Annotated in this window: 21 protein-coding genes; 5 read left to right on the top strand and 16 right to left on the bottom strand. The window is 41.8% G+C overall.

All coding sequences use genetic code 11. From position 1 onward, the window contains the following. Positions 1 to 228 precede the first annotated feature (228 nt). From CJF29_RS14380 to CJF29_RS14370, 3 genes are read left to right on the top strand one after another with little or no spacing between them, the layout of a single operon-like run. On the top strand, positions 229 to 2001 hold the full coding sequence (locus CJF29_RS14380) for an ABC transporter ATP-binding protein (protein ID WP_099146506.1): 1773 nt from the start codon (positions 229 to 231) through the stop codon (positions 1999 to 2001). Continuing rightward, a complete protein-coding gene (locus CJF29_RS14375; RefSeq protein WP_099146507.1) occupies positions 1994 to 3730 on the top strand; it encodes an ABC transporter ATP-binding protein in 1737 nt (578 codons plus the stop codon). Before CJF29_RS14380 ends, CJF29_RS14375 begins: the two co-directional genes overlap by 8 nt. A gap of 17 nt (positions 3731 to 3747) precedes the next feature. Further along, positions 3748 to 4356 carry a TetR/AcrR family transcriptional regulator gene (locus CJF29_RS14370; protein WP_004300131.1) on the top strand — a complete coding sequence of 203 codons (609 nt, stop codon included), beginning with the start codon at positions 3748 to 3750 and terminating at the stop codon, positions 4354 to 4356. Between the two features lie 318 nt (positions 4357 to 4674). Here CJF29_RS14370 and ccsA read toward each other — a convergent pair whose 3' ends face one another. The 10 genes from ccsA to CJF29_RS14320 all read right to left on the bottom strand — a co-directional run bounded on the left by ccsA (position 4675) and on the right by CJF29_RS14320 (position 16616). Beyond that, positions 4675 to 6774 (bottom strand): cytochrome c biogenesis protein CcsA, encoded by a 2100-nt coding sequence (ccsA, locus tag CJF29_RS14365; protein ID WP_074559651.1) that lies wholly within the window; start codon positions 6772 to 6774, stop codon positions 4675 to 4677. Positions 6775 to 6794: 20 nt separating this feature from the next. Continuing rightward, positions 6795 to 7949: a Rid family hydrolase gene (locus tag CJF29_RS14360; protein WP_004311876.1), complete on the bottom strand. Its 1155-nt coding sequence runs from the start codon at positions 7947 to 7949 to the stop codon at positions 6795 to 6797. 21 nt (positions 7950 to 7970) lie between these two features. Then, entirely contained in the window at positions 7971 to 8684 is a 714-nt protein-coding gene (locus tag CJF29_RS14355) for a hypothetical protein (RefSeq protein WP_074559653.1), read from the bottom strand. A gap of 23 nt (positions 8685 to 8707) precedes the next feature. Then, positions 8708 to 9922, bottom strand: coding sequence for a porin (locus tag CJF29_RS14350; protein ID WP_004303732.1), 1215 nt, complete (start codon positions 9920 to 9922; stop codon positions 8708 to 8710). Between the two features lie 27 nt (positions 9923 to 9949). Next, entirely contained in the window at positions 9950 to 11380 is a 1431-nt protein-coding gene (locus tag CJF29_RS14345) for a di-heme oxidoredictase family protein (RefSeq protein ID WP_004303731.1), read from the bottom strand. Positions 11381 to 11490: 110 nt separating this feature from the next. Further along, positions 11491 to 12645, bottom strand: a complete 1155-nt coding sequence (locus CJF29_RS14340; protein ID WP_008776579.1) for an imelysin family protein — start codon at positions 12643 to 12645, stop codon at positions 11491 to 11493. A gap of 26 nt (positions 12646 to 12671) precedes the next feature. After that, positions 12672 to 14012 carry a hypothetical protein gene (locus CJF29_RS14335; RefSeq protein WP_008999703.1) on the bottom strand — a complete coding sequence of 447 codons (1341 nt, stop codon included), beginning with the start codon at positions 14010 to 14012 and terminating at the stop codon, positions 12672 to 12674. A 390-nt stretch (positions 14013 to 14402) separates the two neighbouring features. Beyond that, positions 14403 to 14765 carry a DUF2023 family protein gene (locus CJF29_RS14330; protein WP_004300123.1) on the bottom strand — a complete coding sequence of 121 codons (363 nt, stop codon included), beginning with the start codon at positions 14763 to 14765 and terminating at the stop codon, positions 14403 to 14405. Positions 14766 to 14798: 33 nt separating this feature from the next. Next, on the bottom strand, positions 14799 to 15305 hold the full coding sequence (fldA, locus tag CJF29_RS14325; RefSeq protein WP_004311873.1) for a flavodoxin FldA: 507 nt from the start codon (positions 15303 to 15305) through the stop codon (positions 14799 to 14801). 135 nt (positions 15306 to 15440) lie between these two features. After that, on the bottom strand, positions 15441 to 16616 hold the full coding sequence (locus tag CJF29_RS14320; protein ID WP_074559657.1) for a phosphoribosylaminoimidazolecarboxamide formyltransferase: 1176 nt from the start codon (positions 16614 to 16616) through the stop codon (positions 15441 to 15443). A gap of 208 nt (positions 16617 to 16824) precedes the next feature. Here CJF29_RS14320 and CJF29_RS14315 point away from each other — a divergent pair, with 208 nt between their 5' ends. Both CJF29_RS14315 and CJF29_RS14310 read left to right on the top strand, forming a co-directional pair. Next, the gene (locus CJF29_RS14315) at positions 16825 to 17529 is read left to right on the top strand and encodes a hemerythrin domain-containing protein (RefSeq protein ID WP_004311871.1); all 705 of its coding nucleotides are present in this window, start codon (positions 16825 to 16827) and stop codon (positions 17527 to 17529) included. After that, a complete protein-coding gene (locus CJF29_RS14310; RefSeq protein ID WP_099146508.1) occupies positions 17519 to 18130 on the top strand; it encodes a response regulator transcription factor in 612 nt (203 codons plus the stop codon). The genes CJF29_RS14315 and CJF29_RS14310 overlap by 11 nt, the downstream gene beginning before the upstream one ends. 530 nt (positions 18131 to 18660) lie before the next feature. On the opposite strand, the gene CJF29_RS14305 is transcribed toward CJF29_RS14310, so the two are convergent. The 6 genes from CJF29_RS14305 to CJF29_RS14280 form a co-directional block, all read right to left on the bottom strand. Further along, entirely contained in the window at positions 18661 to 19308 is a 648-nt protein-coding gene (locus tag CJF29_RS14305; RefSeq protein ID WP_099146509.1) for an acyltransferase, read from the bottom strand. Next, positions 19260 to 20207, bottom strand: coding sequence for a glycosyltransferase family 2 protein (locus CJF29_RS14300; protein ID WP_099146510.1), 948 nt, complete (start codon positions 20205 to 20207; stop codon positions 19260 to 19262). The genes CJF29_RS14305 and CJF29_RS14300 overlap by 49 nt, the downstream gene beginning before the upstream one ends. A gap of 11 nt (positions 20208 to 20218) precedes the next feature. Next, positions 20219 to 21394: a sugar transferase gene (locus tag CJF29_RS14295; RefSeq protein WP_099146511.1), complete on the bottom strand. Its 1176-nt coding sequence runs from the start codon at positions 21392 to 21394 to the stop codon at positions 20219 to 20221. A 16-nt stretch (positions 21395 to 21410) separates the two neighbouring features. Then, positions 21411 to 21776, bottom strand: coding sequence for a response regulator (locus tag CJF29_RS14290; RefSeq protein WP_099146512.1), 366 nt, complete (start codon positions 21774 to 21776; stop codon positions 21411 to 21413). Between the two features lie 179 nt (positions 21777 to 21955). Beyond that, positions 21956 to 24355: an LruC domain-containing protein gene (locus CJF29_RS14285; RefSeq protein ID WP_099146513.1), complete on the bottom strand. Its 2400-nt coding sequence runs from the start codon at positions 24353 to 24355 to the stop codon at positions 21956 to 21958. Between the two features lie 90 nt (positions 24356 to 24445). Next, positions 24446 to 25486: an asparaginase gene (locus CJF29_RS14280; RefSeq protein WP_099146514.1), complete on the bottom strand. Its 1041-nt coding sequence runs from the start codon at positions 25484 to 25486 to the stop codon at positions 24446 to 24448. Between the last annotated feature and the right edge of the window lie 13 nt (positions 25487 to 25499).

The following is a 25499-nucleotide window of genomic DNA, read 5'->3' as shown; positions in this document are numbered from 1 at the left end:
ACGAGCCGTACCTTTGCAGAAAATAATTGAAAACTTATGCGAATCAGTGAGAGACGAGTCGAGATTAATCATATATCAAAGGTGCACATGCACCGGATTGAATGGGATGAAGAGAGCTTATAGAAATATAAGCTCTCTTTTTTTTGAACGATTTCGAATATTGTTCTTTTTTGAAAACAAGCGATAAGTTAAATGATTGTCGAACTTAATATAGATTGAACGTACGTTATGAGTACATTGAAAAAACTTCAGAACTACATGGGTAAACGGAAAGTGCTTTTGCCTGCGGCAATGCTGCTGTCTGCCCTAAGTGCCCTGGCGGGCATGTTGCCTTATATCCTTATTTGGCTGATTGTGAGAGAACTGCTTGAACACGGAGAGATAACCTCTTCCGGTAATGTGGTGACGTATGCCTGGTGGGCGGCAGGCATGGCCGTGGCGAGCATCGTCCTTTATTTTGCCGCATTGATGTCTTCGCATCTTGCAGCTTTTCGGGTTGAATCGAATTTGCGCAAAGAAGCCATGCGCCAGATAGTGCGTATGCCTCTCGGCTTCTTTGACATTAATACGAGTGGACGTATTCGCAAGATTATAGATGACAATGCAGGGGTTACCCATAGTTTTCTGGCACATCAGTTGCCTGATCTTGCGGCTACTTTTCTAGTGCCGTTGGTAGCTGCCATACTGATTTTTGTGTTCGATTGGATACTCGGTCTGGCATGTATCGTCCCTGTAATTATTGCCATGCTGGTTATGGGTTTTATGATGAATGCGGAGGGACGGCAGTTTATGAAAAGCTACATGACCTCTCTGGAGGAAATGAATACCGAAGCTGTAGAGTATGTGAGAGGAATTCCCGTAGTGAAGGTTTTCCAGCAGACTATTTATTCTTTCAAGAACTTTCACCGCTGTATCATGAATTATAATAAAATGGTATTCGGCTATACACGAATGTGGGAGAAGCCGATGTCGCTCTATACCGTAATAATCAATGGTTTTGTGTTTTTCCTTGCTCCGTTGGCTATTTTGCTGATTGGTTATTCAGGTAATTATGCATCGGTATTACTTAATTTCTTCCTGTTTGTTCTCATTACTCCTGTATTCTCCCAAAGTATCATGAAGAGTATGTATCTCAATCAGGCTTTGGGGCAGGCGAGTGAAGCTATCGGACGTCTTGAGAATCTGGTTGCTTATGAGCACCTGACTGTTGTAGAGCATCCACAACCGGTAAAGGAATTCAGTATTCAGTTCGAAAAAGTTTCCTTCAGCTATCCGGGAGCTAATCAAAAGGCGGTGGATGATGTTAGTTTCACTATTCCGCAAGGAAACACAGTAGCTCTTGTCGGAGCTTCGGGCGGAGGGAAAACAACGATTGCCCGTCTAGTTCCCCGTTTCTGGGAGGCAACGGAAGGGAAAGTTTTAATAGGTGGCATCAATGTAAGAGAAATCGCTCCCGAAGAACTGATGAAATATATTTCTTTCGTGTTCCAGAATACAAAGCTGTTCAAGACTTCTCTGCTCGAAAATATCAAATATGGTAATCCCGACGCGACAATGGAGGAAGTGGAACGGGCAGTAGATATGGCACAATGCCGGGAAATTATCAATAAACTTCCGTTCGGACTGAATACGAAGATTGGTACGGAGGGAACATATCTCTCTGGCGGGGAACAGCAACGGATCGTACTGGCACGTGCAATCCTGAAAAATGCTCCCATCATTGTACTGGATGAGGCGACTGCTTTTGCCGACCCCGAAAATGAGCATCTCATCCAGCAAGCCTTGAAAGAACTGACAAAAGGAAAAACCGTATTGATGATTGCTCATCGTCTTTCAAGCATCACTGATGCCGACAATATCCTCGTCATTGACAAGGGGAAGATTGCGGAACAAGGTACACATGCCAACCTGCTTGGAAAACAAGGCATCTATTATCATATGTGGAATGAATACCAGCAATCTGTTCGCTGGACAATAGGAAAGGAGGTTTCTAATGATTGAAGTAATAAAAAGACGTTTTGCCCTTTCAACTAAAGGAGCGAAAGATTTCTGTAAAGGTGTGTTTTTCACTACACTGCTCGATATTGTATTGATGTTGCCGGCGGTATTTGTTTTTCTTTTTCTTGAGGAATATCTTCGTCCTGTGTTTCAGCCTTCGGCTTCGGTGACGCATGGTATTCTCTATTATAGCATACTCGGTATTGTCTTTATGATAGTCATGTATATATTTGCGGTATTGCAATATCGTAGTACCTATACCACCGTTTATGATGAGAGTGCAAACCGGCGTATCTCATTGGCGGAAAAACTTCGCAAGTTGCCTCTGGCTTTCTTTGGCGAAAAGAATCTTTCCGACCTCACCGCCACGATTATGGATGACTGCACTGATCTCGAGCATACTTTCTCGCATGCGGTTCCCCAGTTGTTTGCTTCCATTATCAGTATTCTGCTTATTACCGTCGGCATGGCATTTTATAACTGGCAGTTGACGATTACTTTGTTCTGGGTAGTGCCGCTTGCTGCCGCAATCCTTCTTTTCTCGAAGAAGGAAATACAGAAAAGCAATGAAAGTAATTATCTGAACAAGCGGATGGTGACCGAGCATATCCAGGAAGGACTCGATACCATTCAGGAGATAAAATCCTACAATCAGGAGAGAGACTATCTGGAAAAACTGGATGCGAGCATTGATACCTATGAAAAGGTATTGACTCGTAATGAACTGGTGCTCGGCATGTTGGTAAACGGTTCCCAGAGTGTATTGAAACTCGGACTGGCAAGCGTTATTATCGTTGGTGCCAATCTCTTGGCTTCGGGTACGGTTGATTTGTTTACCTATCTTATATTTATGGTTATCGGGTCGCGTGTGTATGCTCCGGTCAGTGAGGTGATGAATAATATTGCCGCTTTGTTCTATTTGGATGTGCGTATCAATAGAATGAATGAGATGGAAGCATTGCCGGTACAAAACGGGACTACCGAATTCACTCCTCAAGGTTATGATATCGAATTCAGACAGGTAGACTTTGCTTATGAGCAGGGAAAACAAATTCTGAATAACTTGTCTTTTATTGCCCGGCAAGGTGAAAAAACGGCTTTGGTTGGTCCTTCGGGTAGTGGCAAGAGTACGGCGGCCAGGTTGGCGGCACGTTTCTGGGATATCCAGTCGGGAAAGATTACCCTCGGCGGGCAGGATATCAGTCGGATTGATCCTGAAACTTTGTTGAAAAACTATTCCGTTGTCTTTCAGGATGTAGTTCTTTTCAATGCTTCCATTATGGATAATATCCGTATTGGCAAACGGGATGCTACGGATGAGGAAGTCCGGAGAGTTGCCCGCTTGGCACAATGTGATGAGTTTGTCACTAAAATGCCGCAGGGATACCAGACGATTATCGGTGAGAATGGAGAAACATTATCCGGCGGTGAGCGTCAGCGTATTTCCATTGCCCGCGCTTTGTTGAAGGATGCTCCGATTGTTCTGTTGGATGAGGCTACGGCTTCGCTTGATGTTGAGAATGAAACCAAGATACAGGCGGGTATATCTGAATTGGTACGTAACAAAACGGTGCTGATTATTGCGCACCGTATGCGAACCGTTGCCAATGCCGACAAAATTGTAGTATTGGAGAATGGAAGTGTTGCTGAAATGGGAACACCGGAGGAATTGAAAAAGAAAAATGGTATATTTGCCCGGATGGTGAACAGACAGGTTACAAATATGAATTGATAAATAGCAACGATACTATGCAATTTTTGAAAGGAGATATACAAGAGGGAATCTTGAAGGCAGCCGAAGAAGTGTTTCTGGAAAAGGGATACAAGGATGCCTCTATGCGTGAAATAGCTTCGAGGGCAGGGGTGACGGTGAGTAATATCTATCATTATTTCACCAATAAGGATGAGATATTCCGTACGATTCTGAAACCGGTATTGAATGATCTGTATGCTATGATTTATAATCACGATGCAGATCAGATGACGATAGACGTCTTTATGGATTCGGATTATCAGAAAATGTCTGTACGGGAATATATCAGATTGGTCTCTGAACATCGTGACCGTTTGCGGTTGCTGCTTTTTCAGGCACAAGGTTCTGTTTTGGAGAACTTCCGTTCTGAATATACAGATTTGATGACGCGTACGATTTCTGTTTTTTTTCAAGGGATGAAGCAGAAATATCCGCATATCAATATAGCAATAACTAACTTCTTTATTCACCTGAATACGGTATGGTTGTTTGCCCTGCTCGAAGAGCTGGTGTTGCATCCTGTGAAGAAAGAAGAGATGGAGAAGTTTATAGCGGAGTATATCGCTTTTGAAACGGCTGGTTGGAAAGAGCTCATGAATGCATGAGCTCTCTCACTTTATTCTCTTACTGATATAAAAAAACGTCCGGCTTTCACAAGCCGGACGTCCTTGCCTCTTTTAGAATATGTCATCTATTCATATTCCAAAATGAATACATTATATGGTTTTTTCAACTTAACAACCAAATAAAAGAAATGCGGGTGAATCACTTCGGCCGATTTCTATGTATTTTTAATGTGGCTACGTAATATAATTATGACTAATTAATTTAATTCTGATACTGCAAAGATAGGGGCTTTCCGCTTTTCCCGCAATCCCCTAAAATGGGTATTCTTCTATCAATTACTAGCTATATATAGTGGTTCAGGCGTTTGCATAACTATGCATCCCTCCAAGAACATAATTTACCCCGAAATAGGTCATTAAGACGGTCAGGAAAGCAAGAATCATATAGATATGGAAGAATAGAGGCTTGCGGAAAATGCGCAGGCTTTGTGAATGGAAGGCTACTCCATATACCAGAAAAGTAATCAGTGCCCATACTTCTTTCGGGTCCCACGCCCAGTATCGTCCCCAGGAAACGTTTGCCCAAACTGCTCCCAGAAAGATGCCTGCTCCTAAAAAGAAGGTGGCAGGGTAGAGCAGCAAGCGGCTGACTAGCGTCAACTGTTCTATCCGGTTGTCTTGTATAGCGTCGTTTCCGGAGACATTGTTTTCCGATTCTTTTTTCCGGAGGCATAATGCCAGTATTCCGTTTAGCATGATGAATGCCAATAGGGCATAAGACATCATAATCAATGAAACATGAATACTTAGCCATGGAGAGACGAGCACCGGCATTAATGGGGTTATCTGGGGATTCATTTGTCCCAGATAGGAGACCAACAAAGCAAAGCCGGAGAGGAGGAATCCGAATGGAAGTATAAATGAGAATCTTCGATGGAGCAGACAGGCTATCAAAAGAATACAAAGAGCCATAAACTGCATGGTTTCGTAACCGTTGCTAAGTGGAATACGACCGCCAATGTACCAGCGCAGGCAATATCCTGCTAAATGGAATATGAAAGCAAGATAGAGTGCAACAGAAAAGAAAGTTCCTGCTGTGCGGGAAATCGTTTTGGCTTTGGGCGAGAGGATATTTCTTTGCAGGCTGTTATGAAGTAGAAGCAGGAAAGACAACACTCCCAATGACAGATTTATCATAAAAAGAATCTTGCTGAACGGAATCCGGTTGTAGAGTAATTCTGCTTTCACTTCCAGTTCGGAGAGAGGTTGCACGCTGCCATCAGTGGGTAATGGATGGATGAATGTTCCTTTTTCCAACATCAGGATCAGGCCTACTTTTTCATCTGTTTCCTGGATTGCTTTGGCGAGTTTGTTTTGTTGTCCTTGTTCACGTTGCCAATGTTCACGGAGACGGTAAACAGAACCGTCAAATAAATCAGTTAATCGAGCATAAGGTGTTTGTAAGTTTAATAAATGCTGTAATTCTGTATTTTTGATGTATATCAATGGCTCATTTCTCCACACTTCCGGATAAAGTAACCAGCCACCTATCACTTGTTCAGGTGTCAATCCTTTATATGAAGCTTCTCCTGTCAGTTTCTGAATGAAATCACGGGCTAATGTGTTGAAAGGTACTACCCGGTCGTGATAAATAACCTGTTCCTGTGCTAAACTGTCCGCTTGTGTTCGTTTCAATGCAGGAAGGAGTTTTTTTTGTGCTTGCATGTTACCTGCAAGGCAGAAAATAAACAGTATAAATACACCTCCTTTTTTAAGTAGCGGGTGGTTTAGCAGGCGTCGGAAATCACTACTGCGGGAAAATAGTAGCCAAATCATGGAGAGACCGAGCAGGATATATCCTGCATAAGTCACTCCTGTTCCCCATGGATCATAATTGACAGTCAGCCAGCTCCCTTTTCCGTCATCATCGAAAGATGACTGATAGAAACGGAAACCTTGTGATGTAAATATACGATTCATTGAAATCTGTTCGTGTAATAGAACATTTTTCTGTCCGGGAAGAGAGTAGGTGATATAGCTGATGTAGTCTGCCGGTGCTTCTGTTCCGGGATAGTATGCTATACGGAAACTATCTAGTTGTATTGTGAATGGCAGATCAGCTTTTCTGCCGCTTTCCGATTCCAGGAAACTGTCTATCGTTGCCCCCGGAAGCAAGTGTACGTATCCTTTTTTGCTTCCGATAAACGTAATCATGGCCCCCACCAAGATAACGAGGAGAGAGCCGTGAAACAACAATATGGGGAACCGTCGCCATAAAGCGCGTCGGATGAGAGCAACAAGTGCAATGGTGGCAATTGTTCCCCACAAACAACAAAACCAACATGTATGATATATATTTCTTTCTACAAAATCTGTCCCATACGCTTGTTCTACGAAAGTAGTCACAGCGAGTAGTCCCACCAGACAGATATATAAGATAATAAGTAACCTTTTCAACTGTATAATCTTTTATGATATTAAAATGGAGCGTATTCCTTGTTCTTACATTCTTTCACTCCCATACATTCCATCTCAATCAACCATCCGGGACGGCATACCGGAGCATGAACAAATACTTTAGGAGTATGTGGGAAACGTTTGTCATACATTGCTTTAACAACTGTATAGTCGGCTATGTCACGCAGATATACAATCATTTGTCCCAAATCTTCAAATGTGCAGTCCGCTTCTTTCAACAGGGTTTCCACATTCTCCCACATTCGTTCTGTCTGTTTGCGGATGTTGCCGGGATATACCACATCGCCTTTGTTGTTGATACTTGCCGTTCCTGAAATAAATACCTGTCGGCGGTCTCCATAATCTACATACGTGCCACGTTCAAAGCTTACTCCATATTCATAAGTTGGGTTCAGATGGGTAGGAGCATAGAGGAAATGAATCTGTTCCGGTTGCATTCCTGCTACAGCGTAAGTATCCATTTGTACCAGTACTTTCGGGTCGGCATGCCGGCCGTCGATGCCTGTGCTGGAAATATAATGTGTTTTTTCTGTCAGGTTTTGGGTGACGAAAACTTCATTACGTGCTTTCACTACTCCGGCATAATTCACATCTACATTTTGCACGAAAAACCATGTACGGATACAATTGTCTGCCAGTTTACAACCTTGTTCCATGAGTTGCATCACATAGTCGTTCAATAATAGACGGGTCTGGTATTCCGAATTGGCGGCACGATTGAATGCACTACCGCCCCAGAAGTGGCGATAGGCACTGTGTTTCACCTCAAAAAGCCCGTTATGTAAGACTTGTGTCTGTACGTCTGTCAACAGGTAAACCCATAAGGCAATTTTTGTTCCGTCCAGCGGGGGCTGTTCCACAATGGAAAGTGCGCAGTCCGAACCTTCGGTTGTCAATGCCAGTAGTGTATCTGCCTGATTGGCAGCGTCACTAAGGAAATAACGTTTGAGGATGGCAACTGCTCCTTTCAATTCTTGGGTAAGTAAATAATCGTAGGTGTTTAATACTGCATTCAGCTGTTCTTCGTATGTATCTTCCGGTTTAGTAGAATGAATGATAATATGATACTCTGAAGCTTCTCCTCCTGCATTATATTTAAAAATCTCTGTTAGCGTCTTTTCAGACTGAATATTCTGTTGTTTTTTGTTGTTCATATCAGTTGGGTAAATAACTATTTATTCTTGCGCACCGTTATTGATCCAGTCGTCAATAAGGGTCAAAATCGGGGATGATACTATTTCTTTTGAGTGATCGTATCCCCAGGTTGAACTAATAGTGGTATTTAATAATGTGTGCAATACGCTTTCTTGCGCACTGCCCGGCTTGACGAGTAACATGCCATCTACTTTCTTCGACGGGCGGTTGACCAGTGCCTCGTAACTTTTGCCTTCTGTCAGATACAGGTTGGCTGCTGCCGAACTACCTCCACCATGACAGTGTGCGCATGTCGTATTAAATACTTTTTCTTGAATGCCATGGTACATACCTACATTTACAGTTCCCACATCCATAAGGATGGTGTCGTCAACTGCTGTAAGGTCGTCCATTGACTGAAAACTGATAACTCGTTTTCTCAATTTATTAATAACGCACAATTCAATAGTGGTTACTTTATCACTGACTCCTGTCATCGTAACCTGGATCTCATCATCTTCGACCGCCGGAATTGTTTTGGTGACAACGGCATACTCGCTCTCATCACTGAAGCCTGCCACTACAACATTATAACCATCGGGCCATTTACTGATACCATTGATCTTACCGCTCATCTTCAGCGTGCGTCCTTCTTCTGATAGGGTCTCTGTCTTTTCGTAAATACGTCCGTCATCGCATGATGTGATGTATGCCAATAACAGTAGATAACCCCCGAAAAGAATGTATTTTTTCATAAACAAATCCTTTCTTGTGCTATTTAGAATGTATACTGAAGTAGAATACTGGCCGAATGTACTGCCAAACCTAAATCGTCGTTATCCCGATCAAGTTGGGTATCATGACCTTTACGGGCAATATACTGGTACATCGCTTGTAACTTCAGATTACAGTTCTTGAAAAAATAGTTCATACCCACGGCTGGCATATTTAGAAAACCATTGGTGTCCATTCCGTTACGGTTGAAGAAATCATAGCGTGCAGCTGCTTGCAGACGGGGGGCAACGAAGTAACCACCTTGTACATAGCCACCCAGGTAATTATATGACTCGGAAATCTTTTGTCTTTTTGTGAAGCCAACATTCATATAATAGACTTCAGCACCCAGGTAAAGTTTGTTCTTTAGCATTGCAAACTCCAATCCGGCACGATAATCATTGGTACTTTCATTTTCACTTTCTACATTGATAGAGGTAGAAATACCAAACATGATTTTGTCTTCATTCAGCCTGTTCGGATTTCCCTGTGTAGCGGGCATCACTCCTTTAGGCATATAGGTGAAACGTCCGGCGTACAGTAAAGACGGAATGTGCCAGTCATCACTAAATGTTTTTGTTGCTGTATTTACTGCTGCACCCGTACCGTTGAATAAACCGATTTCATACCCGAATTTATCAGCTACCAAACCGTGAATCTCTACACCTAAATCGAATCCGGTGCCAATATTGGGTGTTACCGCATTCAAAGAATAGGGGAGGATAACGGGAGCAGTCAGTGATACTGGCAAACTAGGTAACAATGTTTCTCCCAGTGTTGTCAGGTAGGCATGTGAAAACGGAGTTTTGAATTTACCGACCCGGATGGCAAACTGCTTTTTCAGTTGAACATCAAACCAGGCTTGTTGAAGTAATGCACCTCCGCTGGCTGCCGCATTTATGGAAAGGTTGAAAGATACTTTATCGAAAGCCTTTCCGGTGAATCCGAGTACGGCGTAAGGAACTGAAAATCCGGAGTTGGCTATGTTATCTTGATTGTATGCTTTATCCAGTCCTTCATCGTCGTACCAATTGAAGTTTGCACTGGTCTGTACGAGCAGATAGGGTTTGAATACAAAATCTCCTTTCTTGGTTTCGATAGTGAATCCTTCTCTTCCAGCTAATGATACTACACCATTTTCTGTATCTTCTTCATGTTGTGCCATAGCGGCCAAAGGCATTATGGCAGTCAGCATGGCAATGATTATAAATCTCTTCATAATTACTTTATATATACTACTTTTAGTTTAAAGTGAATTTAAAAATGCAATCAGCGCATCCCGGTCTTCCTTACTCATATTCTTAAATAAGTTCTTTGATGCTTCTCCTTCTCCGCCATGCCACATGATGGCTTCTGTCAGATTGCGGGCACGTCCGTCATGCAAGAAATAAGTATGTCCGTTGACCTTTTCTTGTAAGCCGATTCCCCAAAGAGGGGTAGTACGCCATTCGTTTCCACGTGCCAGCCCGCTTACATAGTTGTCGTTCAGTCCGACTCCCATAATTTCAGAACCCATATCATGTAATAGATAATCAGAATAAGGGTGAATCGTTTGACCGCCTAACCACGGGAGTTGAGTATTATTTAATAAAACACTACCACGTGTCTTAGTGTGTAAAGTGGTCACATGACAGAGATGACATTTGGCTTTATAGAAGTTCTGTTCCCCTTTGATTACTTGCGGATCGTTTACATTACGCCGGGCGGGAACACCAAGACTTTGCATATAGAGATCTACGTTTTCCATCTCTTCTGTGCTGACATCCAGTTGGTCGTAAGAAAGCCCCATCATGCTGCCTTGGTTTACTTGTATTTGTCCTTCACAGATTTCTTCCGGATAGCGGCTGTTGGTAACGCCCATATCACTGGAGAATCCCAATTCTACAGTTAAATCGGCATGTTGAGCTTTGTTGCCGGACAATCCCAGACTTCTCACTCCGCGTTCGGTGATGTAATTACATCGTCCGCTGATTCCATATTCGGGATAATTACTTTTTGCTGCAAGTGCTTCAATTTCAACAGGATCTAGTGCCATCATTTGCCCCATGCCTACATGGCGTAATGGAATACGTACGGTACAAAACAAATCTTCCGGTTTGATTTCTTCGGCATACCATTCGGATATAGTATAATTGGGTTTGCAAAGCGTGTAGGCTTCTCCATCAGGGAAAGAAAATGTCTCGTAAGTGTATTCCACAGACAGTTTGCCTTCCGGTTGCACTCCATAGATTGCCTGGTCATGAAGCACACGTCCATAATCTTGAAAGAAAGCTCCGTTTTTACGGGATATGTAGACTAGCATGGAAGAGAATCCATAGCTGCCCGATCCACCCTCTGTCCATAAAGAGGGTTTAGTACGTCCCGCATTCCGGTGGCAACTGCCGCACGAATAACCGGCATAAACGGGGCCAAGTCCGCCGCCATGCCCGTTGTTGCTTGTACGTACATCGTCATATAGCCTGTCGCCTCGGGTGAAACGTACATCGTATGCTCCTGTTATCCAATCTGCAGGCGTGTCATAAGCAACAGACGAATTCAAGAAAATAGTTGATGTTCCGGCTGATAGAGCATAGCCCTCCGGAATCTCGATATCCAATATGTCAATTCCGTCATCATCACAGGCAGAGCATGCCAACAGGCAAAAGAAAGAGAATGAATATTTTAGAAAGTGATTCATTGTTTATTGACTTTGTTTCAATAATATGTTTTAAACATACCAAAGAAGTAAAGGTGGATCATTGAATTCCAACCTTTACTTCTCAATAATATCTTAGCTAAGATAAAGCTTTATTGTACTTTACGTGGTTCACCGTTTTTGTAGAGAAGGAATTCCAATGTGTGGAAACCGCGTACATTTTGTGCCGATTCGACAGCAGCTTCATCATCACCTTCACTCCATTCGAGATCACTCCAACTTTGAGAATTCAGTATTTGTACAATAGCATTCTGATCCAAAGGCCAGCTGTCCATGTTAGGATCAAGTCCCATTTCGTCTACCGGACCGAATAAGAAAGCTTCGCTCTTTTCCCATGGTTCACGGGCAGTGATCCAAGCATCACAAGCTGTTTCAAAAGCACTATTTGACGGATTGTCTGCAAGGGCTATTACTGCATTGTAGAGAGCGTCATTTTTTTCTTTCAAACTTTTGTAGGTAGGCACTACTACTGCATCTACATATTGTGTTACTACAGGATTAAGTACTGCGTCCGTATTGATATTGTTGCTATTATTTGCAATATAGGATTTTAAGTCATTCTTCAGTATACTTTCCAGCTCTGCACAAGCATCCATAGCTGCTACCGTTTCGTTACTGGGAATATGATTACGGAAAGGTTGCGGAATATCCTGAATGGCTTTTGCCGCTTTTTGGATAGCATTCTTTATCTTGGTATCTAATGATGAATTAGCACCGGCGATAACAGTAGATAAAGAATTAGCATTTATATTACCGTCTAAAGAACCGTAATATGCATTCCGGATGGAATAAATGTTATTGGTATAGTCATCACGAGAATGCCAGCTGTACCAGGATTCCACAGCATATAATGCTTCTTCAGTATTTCCGGCTTTATACAAGTTGTATGGGTCACCAATTTTGGCAGTACCGACTTCATTGGCAATTTCCGCGCATTTATCCACGATTTCTTCCACACAGCTCAAGGCGCTTGCGTAAGGAGAGCCACTATGAGCCTTGAACAGGGAAGCATAGCTTTCACCTCCTTTATAGCTTGAATTCCATGCGTTGTAGAGATTGGTTGCATCTGTTTTTAGAAGTGCTGCTACATTTCTCATGTAGTTATGCCAGCTTGATGCGTTTTCAGGAGTGTAATCAATATTGGCAGGATCTACTGTTGGGTTGTCATCATCACTGCTGCAAGAAGTTGTTGTGAATGCTAATCCCAATATTAGGGCTGCGACATAAAAGAATTTTGTTTTCATCATATAAAAATTAAATAATTGATTATTTGTTATTTCTTAATAAACCATCCTATATAGGCAATTCCAATAGAAAATTCGTTTTCACTGTTGTATGACTTTGATACGCCAAAAACTTTATTTGTACCAATCTGGCGGGTTGCATAGTCTGCTTTTATCACTAAGTTTGGCAAAGCGTACCAATTTAATCCCGCTGTCCACATACTTACTTGGCAACGTTTTTCCATCGTTTGCCCTTTTTCCCCTTTCTCTTGTGGGTTGTAGTATTCATAGCGGGCAAATGGATAGATTACCGGAATCTTTTTATTGCCTCCGAAGACCGAGCGGATATTAATACCGGCTTCTGCTGCATAACTTACGGCATTCTTCGCTACCGGAGCCAGACGGCTGTAAGGCGATTTATTGGATAATTTGACATTTGCCTGACTTACTCCTAATGAATTTCCCAAATTTCCATATAAGATATTACCGCGTGCCGTTACATATTTATTGCGATACTGTGCATCTGCGGTGAAGATTCTTATCGGAATTTTTCCATAGCTTGCATAAGTCTGTTCTTTATCAGAGTTGGCTCCTGCATCTGCACAATAATAAAATGATGCACCTACACGTAAATTGGGAACTCCTTTATAATCTAAACGAAATACATACGCGGGAGAAGTGAAGTTGTCTTCCTCAAAGATTCCCTGTTTGCCACTACCTACCCATGTGTTACGATCGAATCCATTAGGATTCAGGCCTGCTACCACCATAGCTTGATAATCGAAGCTTGCATACCCTTTTCCGAAAGAACCAAAGATTTCCAGACCATTTTCATGCCAGGTAGAAGGCAAAAGGCTTGTTTCACCTTCCGGGCGTGAAGTTCCGAAGAAATTGATCGGTTCATGGTGTGCGTTAGTCAATCCTACCGGAACAATAATATGTCCGGCACGTACATTGAGGGAGCGGTGAATTAAACGTGTGATGTGAAATTGTTCGATAGCTACTTCACCTCCTTTTTCAACTTCTGTTTCGTATTCACCGTTTTCGGTGTTTTCTAATTCGAAAGCTGTACCTGTTCCACCAGATTCGAACTCAATCTCTGCACCGAGTATCCATTTGGAATTGAACTTATAATCAAAAGCTAAAACGAAACGGGGAATTGAAATGGTATTCCTGTTTTTCTTTGGATTACCATCGTTTCCTCCATAGAAACGGTTGATGCCATAATCTTTAAAATTAGCGACCATTTCACCGTATCCTCCAAAACGGAATTTTGTATATTCTTCTGTAGAAGAAGAATTACTACTTTTGGAAATTTCTTTTGTCTCCTGTGCTCGAATTGTAAGAGAAGGTAGGAGACTAAGAATAACGATTGCTGTTATTTTTCTCATCTTTTTAATAATTTTATCGGCTGCAAAGTTAGATGAGGTTAAAAAATGTGGCAATACCTAATATTAGTCATAGTTGTTTCTTAAATTCAGTATATGTAGGTAATTTTAATCTAAAGAGTAAAAAAAATATAGTAGTAGATGAAATAAAACAGACAAAGGTGTATTTCAGTATGATAATTTTTACTGATATACACCTTTGTCTGTTGTTAGTGTGTAGAGTTGTCTTTATTATTTCATAGCGTCACCGATTTTGTTTGTAATTGAGCGAATCGTTTCTTCTACAACCAGTTTCCTTGAGTATATCTACCATCAGGAAACTACCTTTTCAGAAACGATTCAACTCAGACAAACTACATACAAACAAAGCTAAACTTATGCTAAGGTTATCGCTTAAACTGCCATCTTTATACCTTCTTTTTTACTGCAATATCGTTTGCATTGCTGGCAAAGGTCATATCCCAGCATGGCTCCTAAAATAAAATCTTCTTCGGCAGTCAGTTGGTTTAAAGGACGGATGATGATGTGCCGCATGGCTTCCATACATTCTGCCTTTCCAAAAAACAGGTTAATTTTATTGGTACCTACTTCCTGTATCATATAACTGATCTTTTGATTTTTCAATCGGCGGATGGCAAATTCTTCGTGCTCTTTACTCATTGTGTAAAGTACCATGTTGCGTACGCCTTTCTTAAACTCATAAATATGATTAAGAAAAATTCGGATTTCGCCGGGGATGATTCTTTCAGTTGCCATGATGCAAAGTATTCTTTTTATGTTAAGGTAAAATTAGCTAATTTCTTGTTTCACTTGTTCAGCCCATGCGCTGATACGTTCGTCTGTTTTGCTATCTTCGTTGACTTCGTCAAGTGGAAGACCTACAAACTTACCGTCTACGACGGCAATGGAAGAATCGAAGGTATAGCCTGCAGTATCTGTTGCTCCACAGAATTTACAGTGGGTATCTTTTAGGTCTTCATAAAGAATACCTATTGCGTCACAGAATGTGTCGCTATATGAGTCAGAGTCGCCGCAACCGAATAGGGCTACAGATTTGTGGGATAAATCACACTTCTTTAAAACTTTGACTCCATCGTACCAGTCGTCTTGGAGTTCGCCTGCTCCCCATGTGGAAGAACCGAGCACCAATACGTCATATTCATTGACTAATGCCTCTGTTAGCTTGGATACATCAAATACATCTGCCGATGGTACATCTAATTTCTCTGCTATTCGACGGGCAAGGTCTTCTGTTGTTCCGGTTGTGGAACCATAAAATACACCAATTTTATTCATCTTTGATTCGTTTTTAAATGTAACGCTGCAAAGATAGAGGGTCTTAAAGAAATAGGAAATCCCCATTTATAATGGAAGATTTGTCTCCTTCTCATTATAAATGGGGATATATGGAATAAAAAATGGTCGATCTTTTTAATGGTGGAACAAGCGGATGCCTGTAAATGCCATTGCCATATTGAATTTGTCGCAAGTTCCAATCACATGATCGTCACGTACTGATCCGCCCGGTTGTGCAATATAGCTGACGCCACTCTTGTGTGCGCGTTCTATATTATCTCCGAATGGGAAGAATGCATCCGATCCTAAAGCTACGCCTGTCATCGTATCCAACCATGCCCGTTTTTCTTCGCGTGTCAGTATTTCCGGCTTTTCGGTGAAGAACTGTTGCCAGATGCCGTCTGCCAGTACATCGTCATAATCTTCCGAGATGTAAACGTCAATTGTATTGTCACGGTCTGCACGACGGATTTTCTCAATCCATGGCAAGTTCATCACTTTCGGGTGTTGGCGTAAATACCAGATATCTGCTTTATTTCCTGCCAAGCGCGTACAGTGGATACGTGACTGTTGGCCTGCGCCAATACCGATTGCCTGTCCGTCTTTGGCATAACATACAGAATTGGATTGTGTATATTTTAAAGTGATTAAGGCAATGATTAAGTCGCGTTTTGCATCAGCCGGGATTTTCTTGTTCTGCGTAGGCATCTCTTTCAAAAGACTTTCATCGATCTTCAATTCGTTTCTTCCTTGTTCGAAAGTTACTCCGAATACATCTTTATGTTCGATAGGAGCCGGGCGATATGCGGGATCTATCTTTATTACATTATAGGTTCCTTTTCTTTTATTCTTTAGAATCTCCAGTGCTTCGGGAGTATAGTCAGGAGCAATGACGCCGTCGGATACTTCACGGTTGATGATGCGTGCTGTTTCTTCGTCGCAAGTGTCGGACAATGCGATAAAGTCTCCGTAAGACGACATACGGTCTGCTCCACGTGCACGGGCGTATGCTGTAGCCAATGGAGATAGTTTCATGTCATCGACAAAATAAATCTTCTTCAGCGTGTCACTCATTTCTACCGCAACAGCAGCACCTGCAGGGCTGACATGTTTAAAAGAAGCGGCAGCCGGCAGTCCGGTAGCTTCTTTCAGTTCTTTCACTAGTTGCCAACTGTTGAATGCATCCAATAGATTGATATAACCGGGACGTCCATTCAATACTTCGATGGGGAGTTCGCCTTCTTTCATGAAGATACGGGCAGGCTTTTGATTAGGGTTGCAGCCGTATTTCAGTTCGAGTTCGTTTGCCATTTTATTAATTACAAATTACGAGTTACTAATTACAAATTGATAGCGACAAAATTACTAAAAAAAGACTAGCTTGCCTAAAGTTACGCTACAAAATAGTAGCATATAATTAGTATTTGGCTATTTCCGGTGAATTAAAATACCTATAAATGATGATTGTATTTCAGCAAAATATTCCGTTCCTTTGCAGTCTCTAATATAAATAGGTATGATGGATAATTTACAAAAATATAAGCCAACTGATAAGATGATTGATCTCATCAGCGATAATTATTCTTTGTTGCAAGTGATGAGTCGTTTTGGGCTTTCGTTGGGGTTCGGTGACAAGACAGTCAAGGAGGTGTGTGAACTGAATGGAGTAGACTGCCGGACCTTTCTGATTGTAGTCAATTTTATGGCTGAAGGCTTTTCCCGGCTCGATGGAGATAAAGATGATATTTCCATACCTGCATTGATTGATTATCTGCGGCAGGCACATATTTATTTTCTGGATTTTTCTCTTCCCGCTATTCGTCGTAAATTGATCGAGGCAATCGACTGTTCGCAAGACGATGTTGCTTTTCTCATCCTTAAGTTTTTCGATGAATATACACGAGAGGTGCGTAAGCACATGGATTATGAAGAGAAAACCGTATTTAAGTATGTCGATTCATTGATTAAAGGAGTTGCTCCCAAAAACTATCAGATCAGTACGTTTTCCAAGCATCACGATCAGGTAGGGGAGAAATTGACAGAACTGAAAAATATCATTATTAAATATTGCCCTGCCAAAACAAATGAAAATCTTTTGAACGCGGCTCTTTTCGACATATATGCTTGCGAAGCCGGACTGGAATCTCATTGCAAGGTTGAGGACTATATTTTTGTTCCTGCTATTCTGAATTTGGAAAGGAGGATTAGGGAAAATGAAAAATAACGAAGTAGTTCGAATAGCTATTGCAGAGACCTCTGTAATTATTCGTGGTGGGTTGACTGCTGCATTGAAGCGTCTTTCTAACGTAAAAGTACAACCAATAGAATTACTGTCTGTTGAAGCTTTGCACGATTGTGTCCGAACGCAATGTCCCGAGATGTTGATTGTCAATCCTACTTTTGGTGATTACTTTGATGTAGCTAAGTTTCGAGAAGAAATATCCGGTAAAAGGATACGTTTAATAGCGTTGGTCACTTCTTTTGTAGATACTTCATTATTGGGTAAGTATGATGAGTCTATTTCAATATTCGATGATTTGGAAACTCTTTCTAAGAAAATTGCGGGTTTGCTGAATGTGGTTTCCGAAGAAGAAGGGATGGATAATCAGGATACGCTTAGCCAGCGGGAAAAGGAGATCGTCATCTGTGTGGTGAAGGGAATGACAAATAAGGAAATAGCGGAAAAGCTTTTTTTGTCGATTCATACGGTGATTACACATCGGAGAAATATTAGCAAAAAATTGCAAATACATAGTGCTGCCGGTTTGACAATCTATGCTATTGTAAATAAGCTGGTTGCATTGAGCGATGTGAAAGATTTATAGCCTGCGGAAGTGTTATAAAATATAAAACCGTTTGCGTACACGAAAAATATTCGTACCTTTGCAAAGCAGTTGAGAAATTGCTGTTAGTTTATAAGGTAAAAGAAAATATTAAATAAGGTATTAGATTAGACAGTTTAAGGTATTAAAAGTTTTTTAGTTTAGTTCAATAGGATAAGTTTTTAGTAGAAGGTAAAAGGATAACAATAGGTAAGACGTTTTTAGGTAAAAAGAAGATTAGTTTTCAGGAAATTTGAGGTACTATGGAAAAGCCTTTAGGCTTTTCTGATGCAGTGGCGAGTGGTTCTATAAAAAGAATTAGCTCGTTTTTTTATGTATACAGCTTTAAGTATGTTGCAACATAAAAACAAAATCCCGACGAAATCGCTTCGGCAGGACTCTATTCATTTTTACTTAAATGTGGCTACGTAATAAAATTATGACTAATTAATTCAATTCTGATACTGCAAAGATAATGCGTTTCAGAATGTGTCACAATCACCATTATGAGGTATATTATGTAGTAGTTCTCACTATTTATGGTTAGTGGCAGGTGTTTTCTCTACTTTCTTCCACTCTTTAGTCTCGAAATCGTATGCTTTTATGATTCTGGCAGGACATCCGGCGTATATTGAATGAGGTGGAACGGAATGACTGACTACACTTCCGGCAGCCACTACGCAATGTCTCCCTAAGGTTACTCCCGGTAGAATGACCGAATTGGCGCCTACCCATACATCATCTTCAATAATAACAGGCAGTGTGCTGACTCCTTGTTCATCAATCATCTTTTCCACATCTTGGTAATTGTGGTTGAGTCCTGTGACTGTTACATTCTGTGCCAGGTTGACGTGGTTGCCGATATGAACCGGACCTATGATTGTATTTCTTAATCCGATTCGTGTATAATCTCCGATTGTTAGGTCGCCAACTGCATTGTTCAGACAGGAGAAGTCTTCGACAACTGAATGTTTGCCTAAAGAGAACCGGTTGAAGGGAGGGAGGTCTTTGCGGACACTCCGGTAGATGACAGACCCCTTTCCGCGTTTCAGGTATATGAAATCGAAGAGCCGTATCCACCAATTAGGGCGAGTTTTAACGGGATGCATGATAAAACGATGCACAGCCTGTTTTAAACCGGGGTTTTCTTTAATTCGCTGTTTAAGTGTTTTTTTCTCCATATTGAATGTTTTTTCTTCTTTTTGTCTTCTACCAGATAATCAGGAATTGCCAGGCTGTAAGTGATTAATAGACCGAAGAGTGCAATCCACCATCCGAATGATAAGGTCCAATTATATACGGTAATCAACGAAGTCCAGATACTTACGAAGATACATAATTTAAGCGGAGAAGGCGTTAATTGTTGTACGATCCGGTTGCAGAAACTCCAGTTTCCTTCAAATATGGAAGGGAGTAAGTAGGAAGTTGTTTTCCGGATACGTCTCCGATAAGGGCAGACCGGAGCGGATTGGCAGTACACAATTACGTCCGGCAGGTAATCAATGTATATATTCTGCCGGAATAACTTCCGCTCAATATTGGTTTTAGAGCTTTTCATATTCTTTTGTAGCCATTTCAGGTCGATTGCCATGTTGGTCCCAAGCAAATGGGAGGATAGTCCGAGTTGTGTATTACCGGCTCTGTAAAGGCTGTTTTTTATTTCTTCATGTATGGCACGGAAGCGATTATGGAAGCTTTTACGGTTTTCTATCACCGTATGTAGTTGGATGGCTTGTACGCCGGCATCGTATGCATTGTATATCTTGTCCGGAAATTGCGGAGATAAAGCGGAGGCTGTATGGGATAGAAAGATAACCAAGTTGTAGTGCTCTTGGTCTAAACTGTTGATTGTCTGATACAGATCGCTGTATGTGATGAACTCGTATGATTCTTCTTTATAAATATCCGGAAGAAGGCTTCCTTCCGGAACGAGAATAGCGCAACGAACTGTTTTTTGAGCTTTAGGATAAGTGATATGTTTGAAATGTGAAGCTACGGCCATCACAAAGAGGTATAGCAGCAAAAGCCCTGTACAGAAGAATACCAGATCATCTATTATGTAGATATAAGAGTCTATCATCTGGAAGGAGATTATACGTTCTCTTTTTGGATGAATGCGGTAACTGTTTTCAGAATAATCTTTATATCCAACCAGAACGAGAATGTCTTTGCGTATGTGATATCCAGTTGTTTGCGTTCTTCCGCAGAGAGTTTACCGGCTTCGCCTCTTTTCTCTACCTGCCACAGACCGGTCAATCCGGCCGGACCCATGAAGCGGTCGATATGCTCATCGCTTGTCAGCAATTCGGCTTCATAGAGCGGGAGAGGACGGTTGCCTACTATTGACATATCTCCTTTTAGGATATTGATAAGTTGAGGTAATTCATCGATACTGTATTTACGGATGATGCGTCCCACTCTGGTGATTCGCGGGTCATTCTCAAGTTTGACGAAAGCGTTGCTCTTTTCTTTTGATTTCTTGTTGATATAGTCATCTTCGGAAATCATGAAATCATCCGAAATCAAAAGTATCCCATCCTCGTTTTCGCTTAGTCCATCTTCGCTGATATCCGGTTCTTCTCCCCAAATATCCATGTCTGCCGCGTCTTCTTCCTCCTGCTGATACTGGTTAAGGGCGTTGAAATCTTTAAGATGCTTGTCTGCATCGGTGTACATGGAGCGGAATTTTAAGAAATCAAATATCTGATAATTGCTCCCTACTCGTTTGGACTTGTAAATAATCGGTCCTTTGCTTTCCATTCGGATAGCTGCCGCTGTAAGCAGCAACAAGGGAGAGAGGCATAGCAATGCTATTCCGGAAAAGAAAATATCGAATACTCTTTTCCATAAGGGCAAATGGAAAACGGTGATGTTTTGCGCTTTTAGCTGGAGATCTTTTATTTTCTGATCCTTCCGGCGTTCAAGGAAAGAGGACAAATCTGTGAACGATTCTTTTTCCGCCTCATACTTAACGGTGTTGTTGATTCCGGCTTTGAGGTATTCTGACGCTTCTTCCTTGGTGATGGAATCAATGACAAGCACCATATAGACTCCCGGGTATTTTTTGCGCATATAGCGAATGTCTGCAATATCTTTAGTCAACTCTACTTGTTCAAAAAACAGGGTTACGTCATATTTCTCACGTATATTGTCCAGTATGCTAAAAGACTTGTTGTATTTGGATACAGCATAAAAGACTCCCGTGGTCAGCTTTGAAAACCGCTCTATTGTTGTATTGTCTTTTCCTATATAAATAAAGTATTGCATGCCGCAGATTCGTGTATTAGTCGATAATCTTTTTGATTCTGATTTTAAGTTCTAACGGATTGAATGGCTTTAATATATAGTCTTCGGCTCCTTCTTCCAGGAGTCTTATTCGTTCTGTTGTACTTTCCTCGCTGGATAACATGACAATGGGGATTGACTTGAACAATTCATTGTTCTTCATGTATCTCAAAAATTCGTCTCCTGTCATGAGTGGCATGCGGATATCCGAAATGATAAGATCGGGGACATTGCCGTTGTTCAGCCATTCAATGGCTTTAATCGGATCTTCCAAATAGGTGAAGTCATACTCTTTTCCTAGGTATATTCCTGCAACTTTTCCAATGGTTGCCTTGTCATCGACTAATAGGATTTTTTTCTTCATAATAAGAATTTTTTATACTGCTCGTCTTGCAAACTAATTAGTAGATTGTGGTTATAATTGCATTTACTTATGTTACGTGCAAATATATAAATAATCTTCTAATAAAGGATGGGAAATTAAAAAAAAGAATACGGATTTCGTAGTCTTCACAAAATCCGTATTCTTAAAAGCTTCGCTTGTTAGTTTTTATTCGTTTGGTAGACCCTGTTCACGTCAAAGTCATTCCACCAATTCTTGTTATCTTCTCCTCCGCTTGTCACCCATTGGGTAAATTGAGGATATACATTTTTGATGTTCGCGTATTCCAACGGCCATTTGAAGTTGGCCGGAACCATAATTCCCCATGCCAGATTGTCTTTGCTTATATAATATTTCCGGGCGGACAGCGAACTTTTGTCGTTGTTGTTGCCAAACATGCTGGTATCTGCCTTTTTGGTAGGCTGGAATCCCGCAATGTGGATTTCTTTACGTTTGTTGCTGTTGTTCTCTCCTACAATGATGAAGATATTCATTTTGCTGATGTTGAACGCTTCCGGTGACAATGTCGGGTTGTCGAATTTAATGGAAAAGTTTATATTCTTCACATCTTTCTTATTTCCTTCATAATTGGAAATGGTATTGATGGGTACGTATCTGTTGCTTTCCAATGCGCTGTGCATATTGTCAACCAATGGTATGATAACATTGTCTTGCCCGTTTTCGATGTTTTTGTTGTTCAAATCGAAAGAAACCGGTGCATCGTCCAGTTCTACGCTTCCATTGAATTCATTGACTGATATGTCGTCAAACATGATGGCGGCACTGATTCTATTCGTTGCGCCCACTGCTGCGAGGTCAATTTCAAATTTGAACTCTTTTACCTTATTCTGCTTGTTTGTAGATACATGTCTTTTTCGGACAATCATGACAGCATCATTCATATCATAGTCTCCGTAGACAGGCCACTGGTCTTCGAACAGATAGGCGTAATTATTATAGTCTTCTATAATAGGGAATTCAGGATCTTTGGGAGCTTCTCCCGGATTACCTTCATTTTTCTCACCTGTGCAGACTTCAATCGTAACGTCAGACTGACCTATATTTGTGATATATGCGCCATTTCTTACAACGAAATTGTCCCACCATTGCTCCTTCTTTACATGCTCGTCACATTCGATTGCCAAATTGCCATCGTAGGTGAAAGCTCCTCCTTCATAGATTGTTTTCGTAGATTTGATCATGGAAGCATTTTCACCGGTTCCATAAAATTTGGTTCCTCCGATGGTATTGGTTTGGGTTGTTTCCAGCATGGAACCGTTGGACAGGTTGACTGTGCCGTTCACAAACGTCATATTAAGAGCCTTGAGATAACCTTGGCTGAAGTTGAAGGTAGCCCCGTTCTCATAGAAAGAGTTGGTAGCTTCCATGCTGCAAGAGTTGTTGATGGTAACGTTGGTGAAGCTCATCTCTTCAAATACCATTGTAGCGGTGTTGGTGATAACGGAACCGGAATTGGTTGTTATCTTTTTCCCGGAAAGTTCTCCATTATTCTCCAGATTGAAACCGGAGGGAAGATCTAAATCTCCTTCTATCTCAATCCTATTGTCATTTACAATGTTAGAATTAGAATTGATAGAGACATTCTTGCTTGTGATGATCCCTTTGTTGTAGAGCGATGCACCGGAAGACAGCGTGAGTTCTTCTTTTATTTCCAATGTTCCCCAGTTTCTTAATCCTGCGGGGCTGCCATTAGAGAATGTGATGTTGTTGGCTTCCACTTTGCCACCCTCCATAATAGTTAGTATGGAATTGTTGACGAACTTCATATTCGCATCGGAAGAGATTTCTCCACCATCCATGACGATGATCTCGATGCCGTTCTGGAAAGTGAAGTCGGAGGGAATCTCCCATTCGGCGGCAACGTAGACTCTGGTTGTTATCTCACCGTCGTTGCTCCAAAAAGTGAATGTACCTTTATAGTCAGAGGTGATTTTGTAAGAGGAATTTGCTTTCAAATTATCATTTCCCATATCCTTGATTTCCGTAGCGTCAGCGGGTATGGAAGTGTAGTCGGGCTTTTCAAAAGAAGAATCGCTTCTTGTGGTTGCGGCACGACTCGTCACGGCTCTGCTTTGCGGGGCGGATTCCGTATAAAAAAGTTTGCAGGTGATATCGTTGTTGTCTGCGGGCACTTCAAATGGATATACTTTGATACGGTTTCTGGGGTCAGTCTGCCTGATATAGATACCCTCTTGGGTAGGAAGCAGATCGATCGTAGCCGTGACCTTGAAATTGTTTTCCTGGTTGGCGCTTCTTGCAGCGATGGGGGATGGGTTCTCGCTATTCAAGGGATCTTCCGTGAATATCTCGACCAAGTAAGCATACAATCCTCCTTCTTCGTCTTTTACTTCAATAGAGACATTCTTGGAGGTCATCGTTTTCCAACTGAATCCATCAGGAGCGGCAAAATCGTCTCCCATGGGGTTTGGCATTTCATAAGACGAATCGTATAAATCCTTGTCGGAATCTACACAACCAAAGAGAAACCCTGTTGTTGCCATTGCAACTATCGGCATCAGGCGAATTGTTTTCTTTATCATAAATACTATATTGTTTGAAATTGTTCATAAACCGCTACAAAGATAGGCGTTTTTTTTATATAATGCGTGCATTTTGCTTTTTTTATTTACCTATGACTTAGTGATTTCCCCTATCAGGCAGGAATTCATCTCATACCGGATTTCTTTATTGGACAATCCGTGTCCTAGCAGGAACATGAGTTTAGTGACGGCACATTCGGGGGTACTGTCATATCCGCTGATTACGCCCGCTTCCAGAAGGTGCATACCCGTCTCGTAGCGTCCCATTTCCACGGCTCCCGAAGCGCATTGGGTGATGTTGACGATGATGATTCCCCGTTCGGTGGCTTCCTTCAGCTGGCGGATAAACCATTCCTTTTGCGGGGCGTTTCCCGATCCGAAAGTTTTCATGACAACCGCCTTCAGTCCGGGGACATGCAGGAGGGAAGTCAGGATGCCTTCCTGAATGCCGGGGAAGAGCGTCAGTATGACCACATTGGTGTCAAACAGATAATGTGGCTTTAGCTTTTTGGTCGGGTCTGGTTTTCGGATGAGGTTGGGCTCGTATTTGATGTGGATGCCCGCCCGTGCCAGTGGCGGATAATTGAAGGAGCGGAAAGCATTGAAATTCTCCGCGTTGATTTTGGTGGTGCGGTTTCCGCGCATCAGTTCATTCTCAAAGAAAATGCAGACTTCGGGGATGACGGCCGTACCATCCGGGTTTTTGGCGGCTGCGATTTCAATGGCTGTGATGAGATTCTCCTTGCCGTCTGTGCGTAATGTCCCGATGGGCAGCTGCGAACCGGTGAGGATGACGGGCTTGCTTAGGTTTTCGAGCATAAAGCTTAATGCGGATGCTGTGTAAGCCATCGTGTCCGTTCCGTGAAGGATGACGAAACCGTCAAAAAAATCATAATTGTAGCTGATGATTTTTACCAGTTTTGCCCAGTAAGCAGGTTCCATGTCCGAGGAGTCGATGGGTGGGTCGAACTGATAGGAAGAGATGCGGTAGTTGAATCTTTTTAGTTCGGGTACATGCTTGAGCAAATGGTCGAAGTTGAAGTTTTCTAAGGCGCCTGTTTCCGGATTTTCTATCATTCCGATAGTTCCACCCGTGTAGATTAACAAAACGGAAGGGGTCTTTGCTTTCATAATTGTTGATTCT

The organism is Bacteroides celer (assembly GCF_002632415.2).
Classification (GTDB): Bacteria; Bacteroidota; Bacteroidia; order Bacteroidales; family Bacteroidaceae; genus Bacteroides.
The sequence above is the reverse complement of the archived record's forward strand: the minus strand, read 5'-3'. Positions and strand labels throughout refer to the sequence as shown.

Coding starts and splice junctions, on each gene's coding strand:
- fldA (WP_004311873.1), bottom strand. CDS start 15,305: ATGAATAAAATTGGTGTATTTTATGGTTCCACAACCGGAACAACAGAA.
- CJF29_RS14280 (WP_099146514.1), bottom strand. CDS start 25,486: ATGAAAGCAAAGACCCCTTCCGTTTTGTTAATCTACACGGGTGGAACT.
- CJF29_RS14355 (WP_074559653.1), bottom strand. CDS start 8,684: ATGAAAAAATACATTCTTTTCGGGGGTTATCTACTGTTATTGGCATAC.
- CJF29_RS14345 (WP_004303731.1), bottom strand. CDS start 11,380: ATGAATCACTTTCTAAAATATTCATTCTCTTTCTTTTGCCTGTTGGCA.
- CJF29_RS14300 (WP_099146510.1), bottom strand. CDS start 20,207: ATGATAGACTCTTATATCTACATAATAGATGATCTGGTATTCTTCTGT.
- CJF29_RS14285 (WP_099146513.1), bottom strand. CDS start 24,355: ATGATAAAGAAAACAATTCGCCTGATGCCGATAGTTGCAATGGCAACA.
- CJF29_RS14375 (WP_099146507.1), top strand. CDS start 1,994: ATGATTGAAGTAATAAAAAGACGTTTTGCCCTTTCAACTAAAGGAGCG.
- CJF29_RS14295 (WP_099146511.1), bottom strand. CDS start 21,394: ATGCAATACTTTATTTATATAGGAAAAGACAATACAACAATAGAGCGG.
- CJF29_RS14290 (WP_099146512.1), bottom strand. CDS start 21,776: ATGAAGAAAAAAATCCTATTAGTCGATGACAAGGCAACCATTGGAAAA.
- CJF29_RS14350 (WP_004303732.1), bottom strand. CDS start 9,922: ATGAAGAGATTTATAATCATTGCCATGCTGACTGCCATAATGCCTTTG.
- CJF29_RS14380 (WP_099146506.1), top strand. CDS start 229: ATGAGTACATTGAAAAAACTTCAGAACTACATGGGTAAACGGAAAGTG.
- CJF29_RS14320 (WP_074559657.1), bottom strand. CDS start 16,616: ATGGCAAACGAACTCGAACTGAAATACGGCTGCAACCCTAATCAAAAG.
- CJF29_RS14360 (WP_004311876.1), bottom strand. CDS start 7,949: ATGAACAACAAAAAACAACAGAATATTCAGTCTGAAAAGACGCTAACA.
- CJF29_RS14305 (WP_099146509.1), bottom strand. CDS start 19,308: ATGGAGAAAAAAACACTTAAACAGCGAATTAAAGAAAACCCCGGTTTA.
- CJF29_RS14370 (WP_004300131.1), top strand. CDS start 3,748: ATGCAATTTTTGAAAGGAGATATACAAGAGGGAATCTTGAAGGCAGCC.
- CJF29_RS14330 (WP_004300123.1), bottom strand. CDS start 14,765: ATGGCAACTGAAAGAATCATCCCCGGCGAAATCCGAATTTTTCTTAAT.
- CJF29_RS14310 (WP_099146508.1), top strand. CDS start 17,519: ATGAAAAATAACGAAGTAGTTCGAATAGCTATTGCAGAGACCTCTGTA.
- CJF29_RS14315 (WP_004311871.1), top strand. CDS start 16,825: ATGGATAATTTACAAAAATATAAGCCAACTGATAAGATGATTGATCTC.
- CJF29_RS14340 (WP_008776579.1), bottom strand. CDS start 12,645: ATGATGAAAACAAAATTCTTTTATGTCGCAGCCCTAATATTGGGATTA.
- CJF29_RS14335 (WP_008999703.1), bottom strand. CDS start 14,012: ATGAGAAAAATAACAGCAATCGTTATTCTTAGTCTCCTACCTTCTCTT.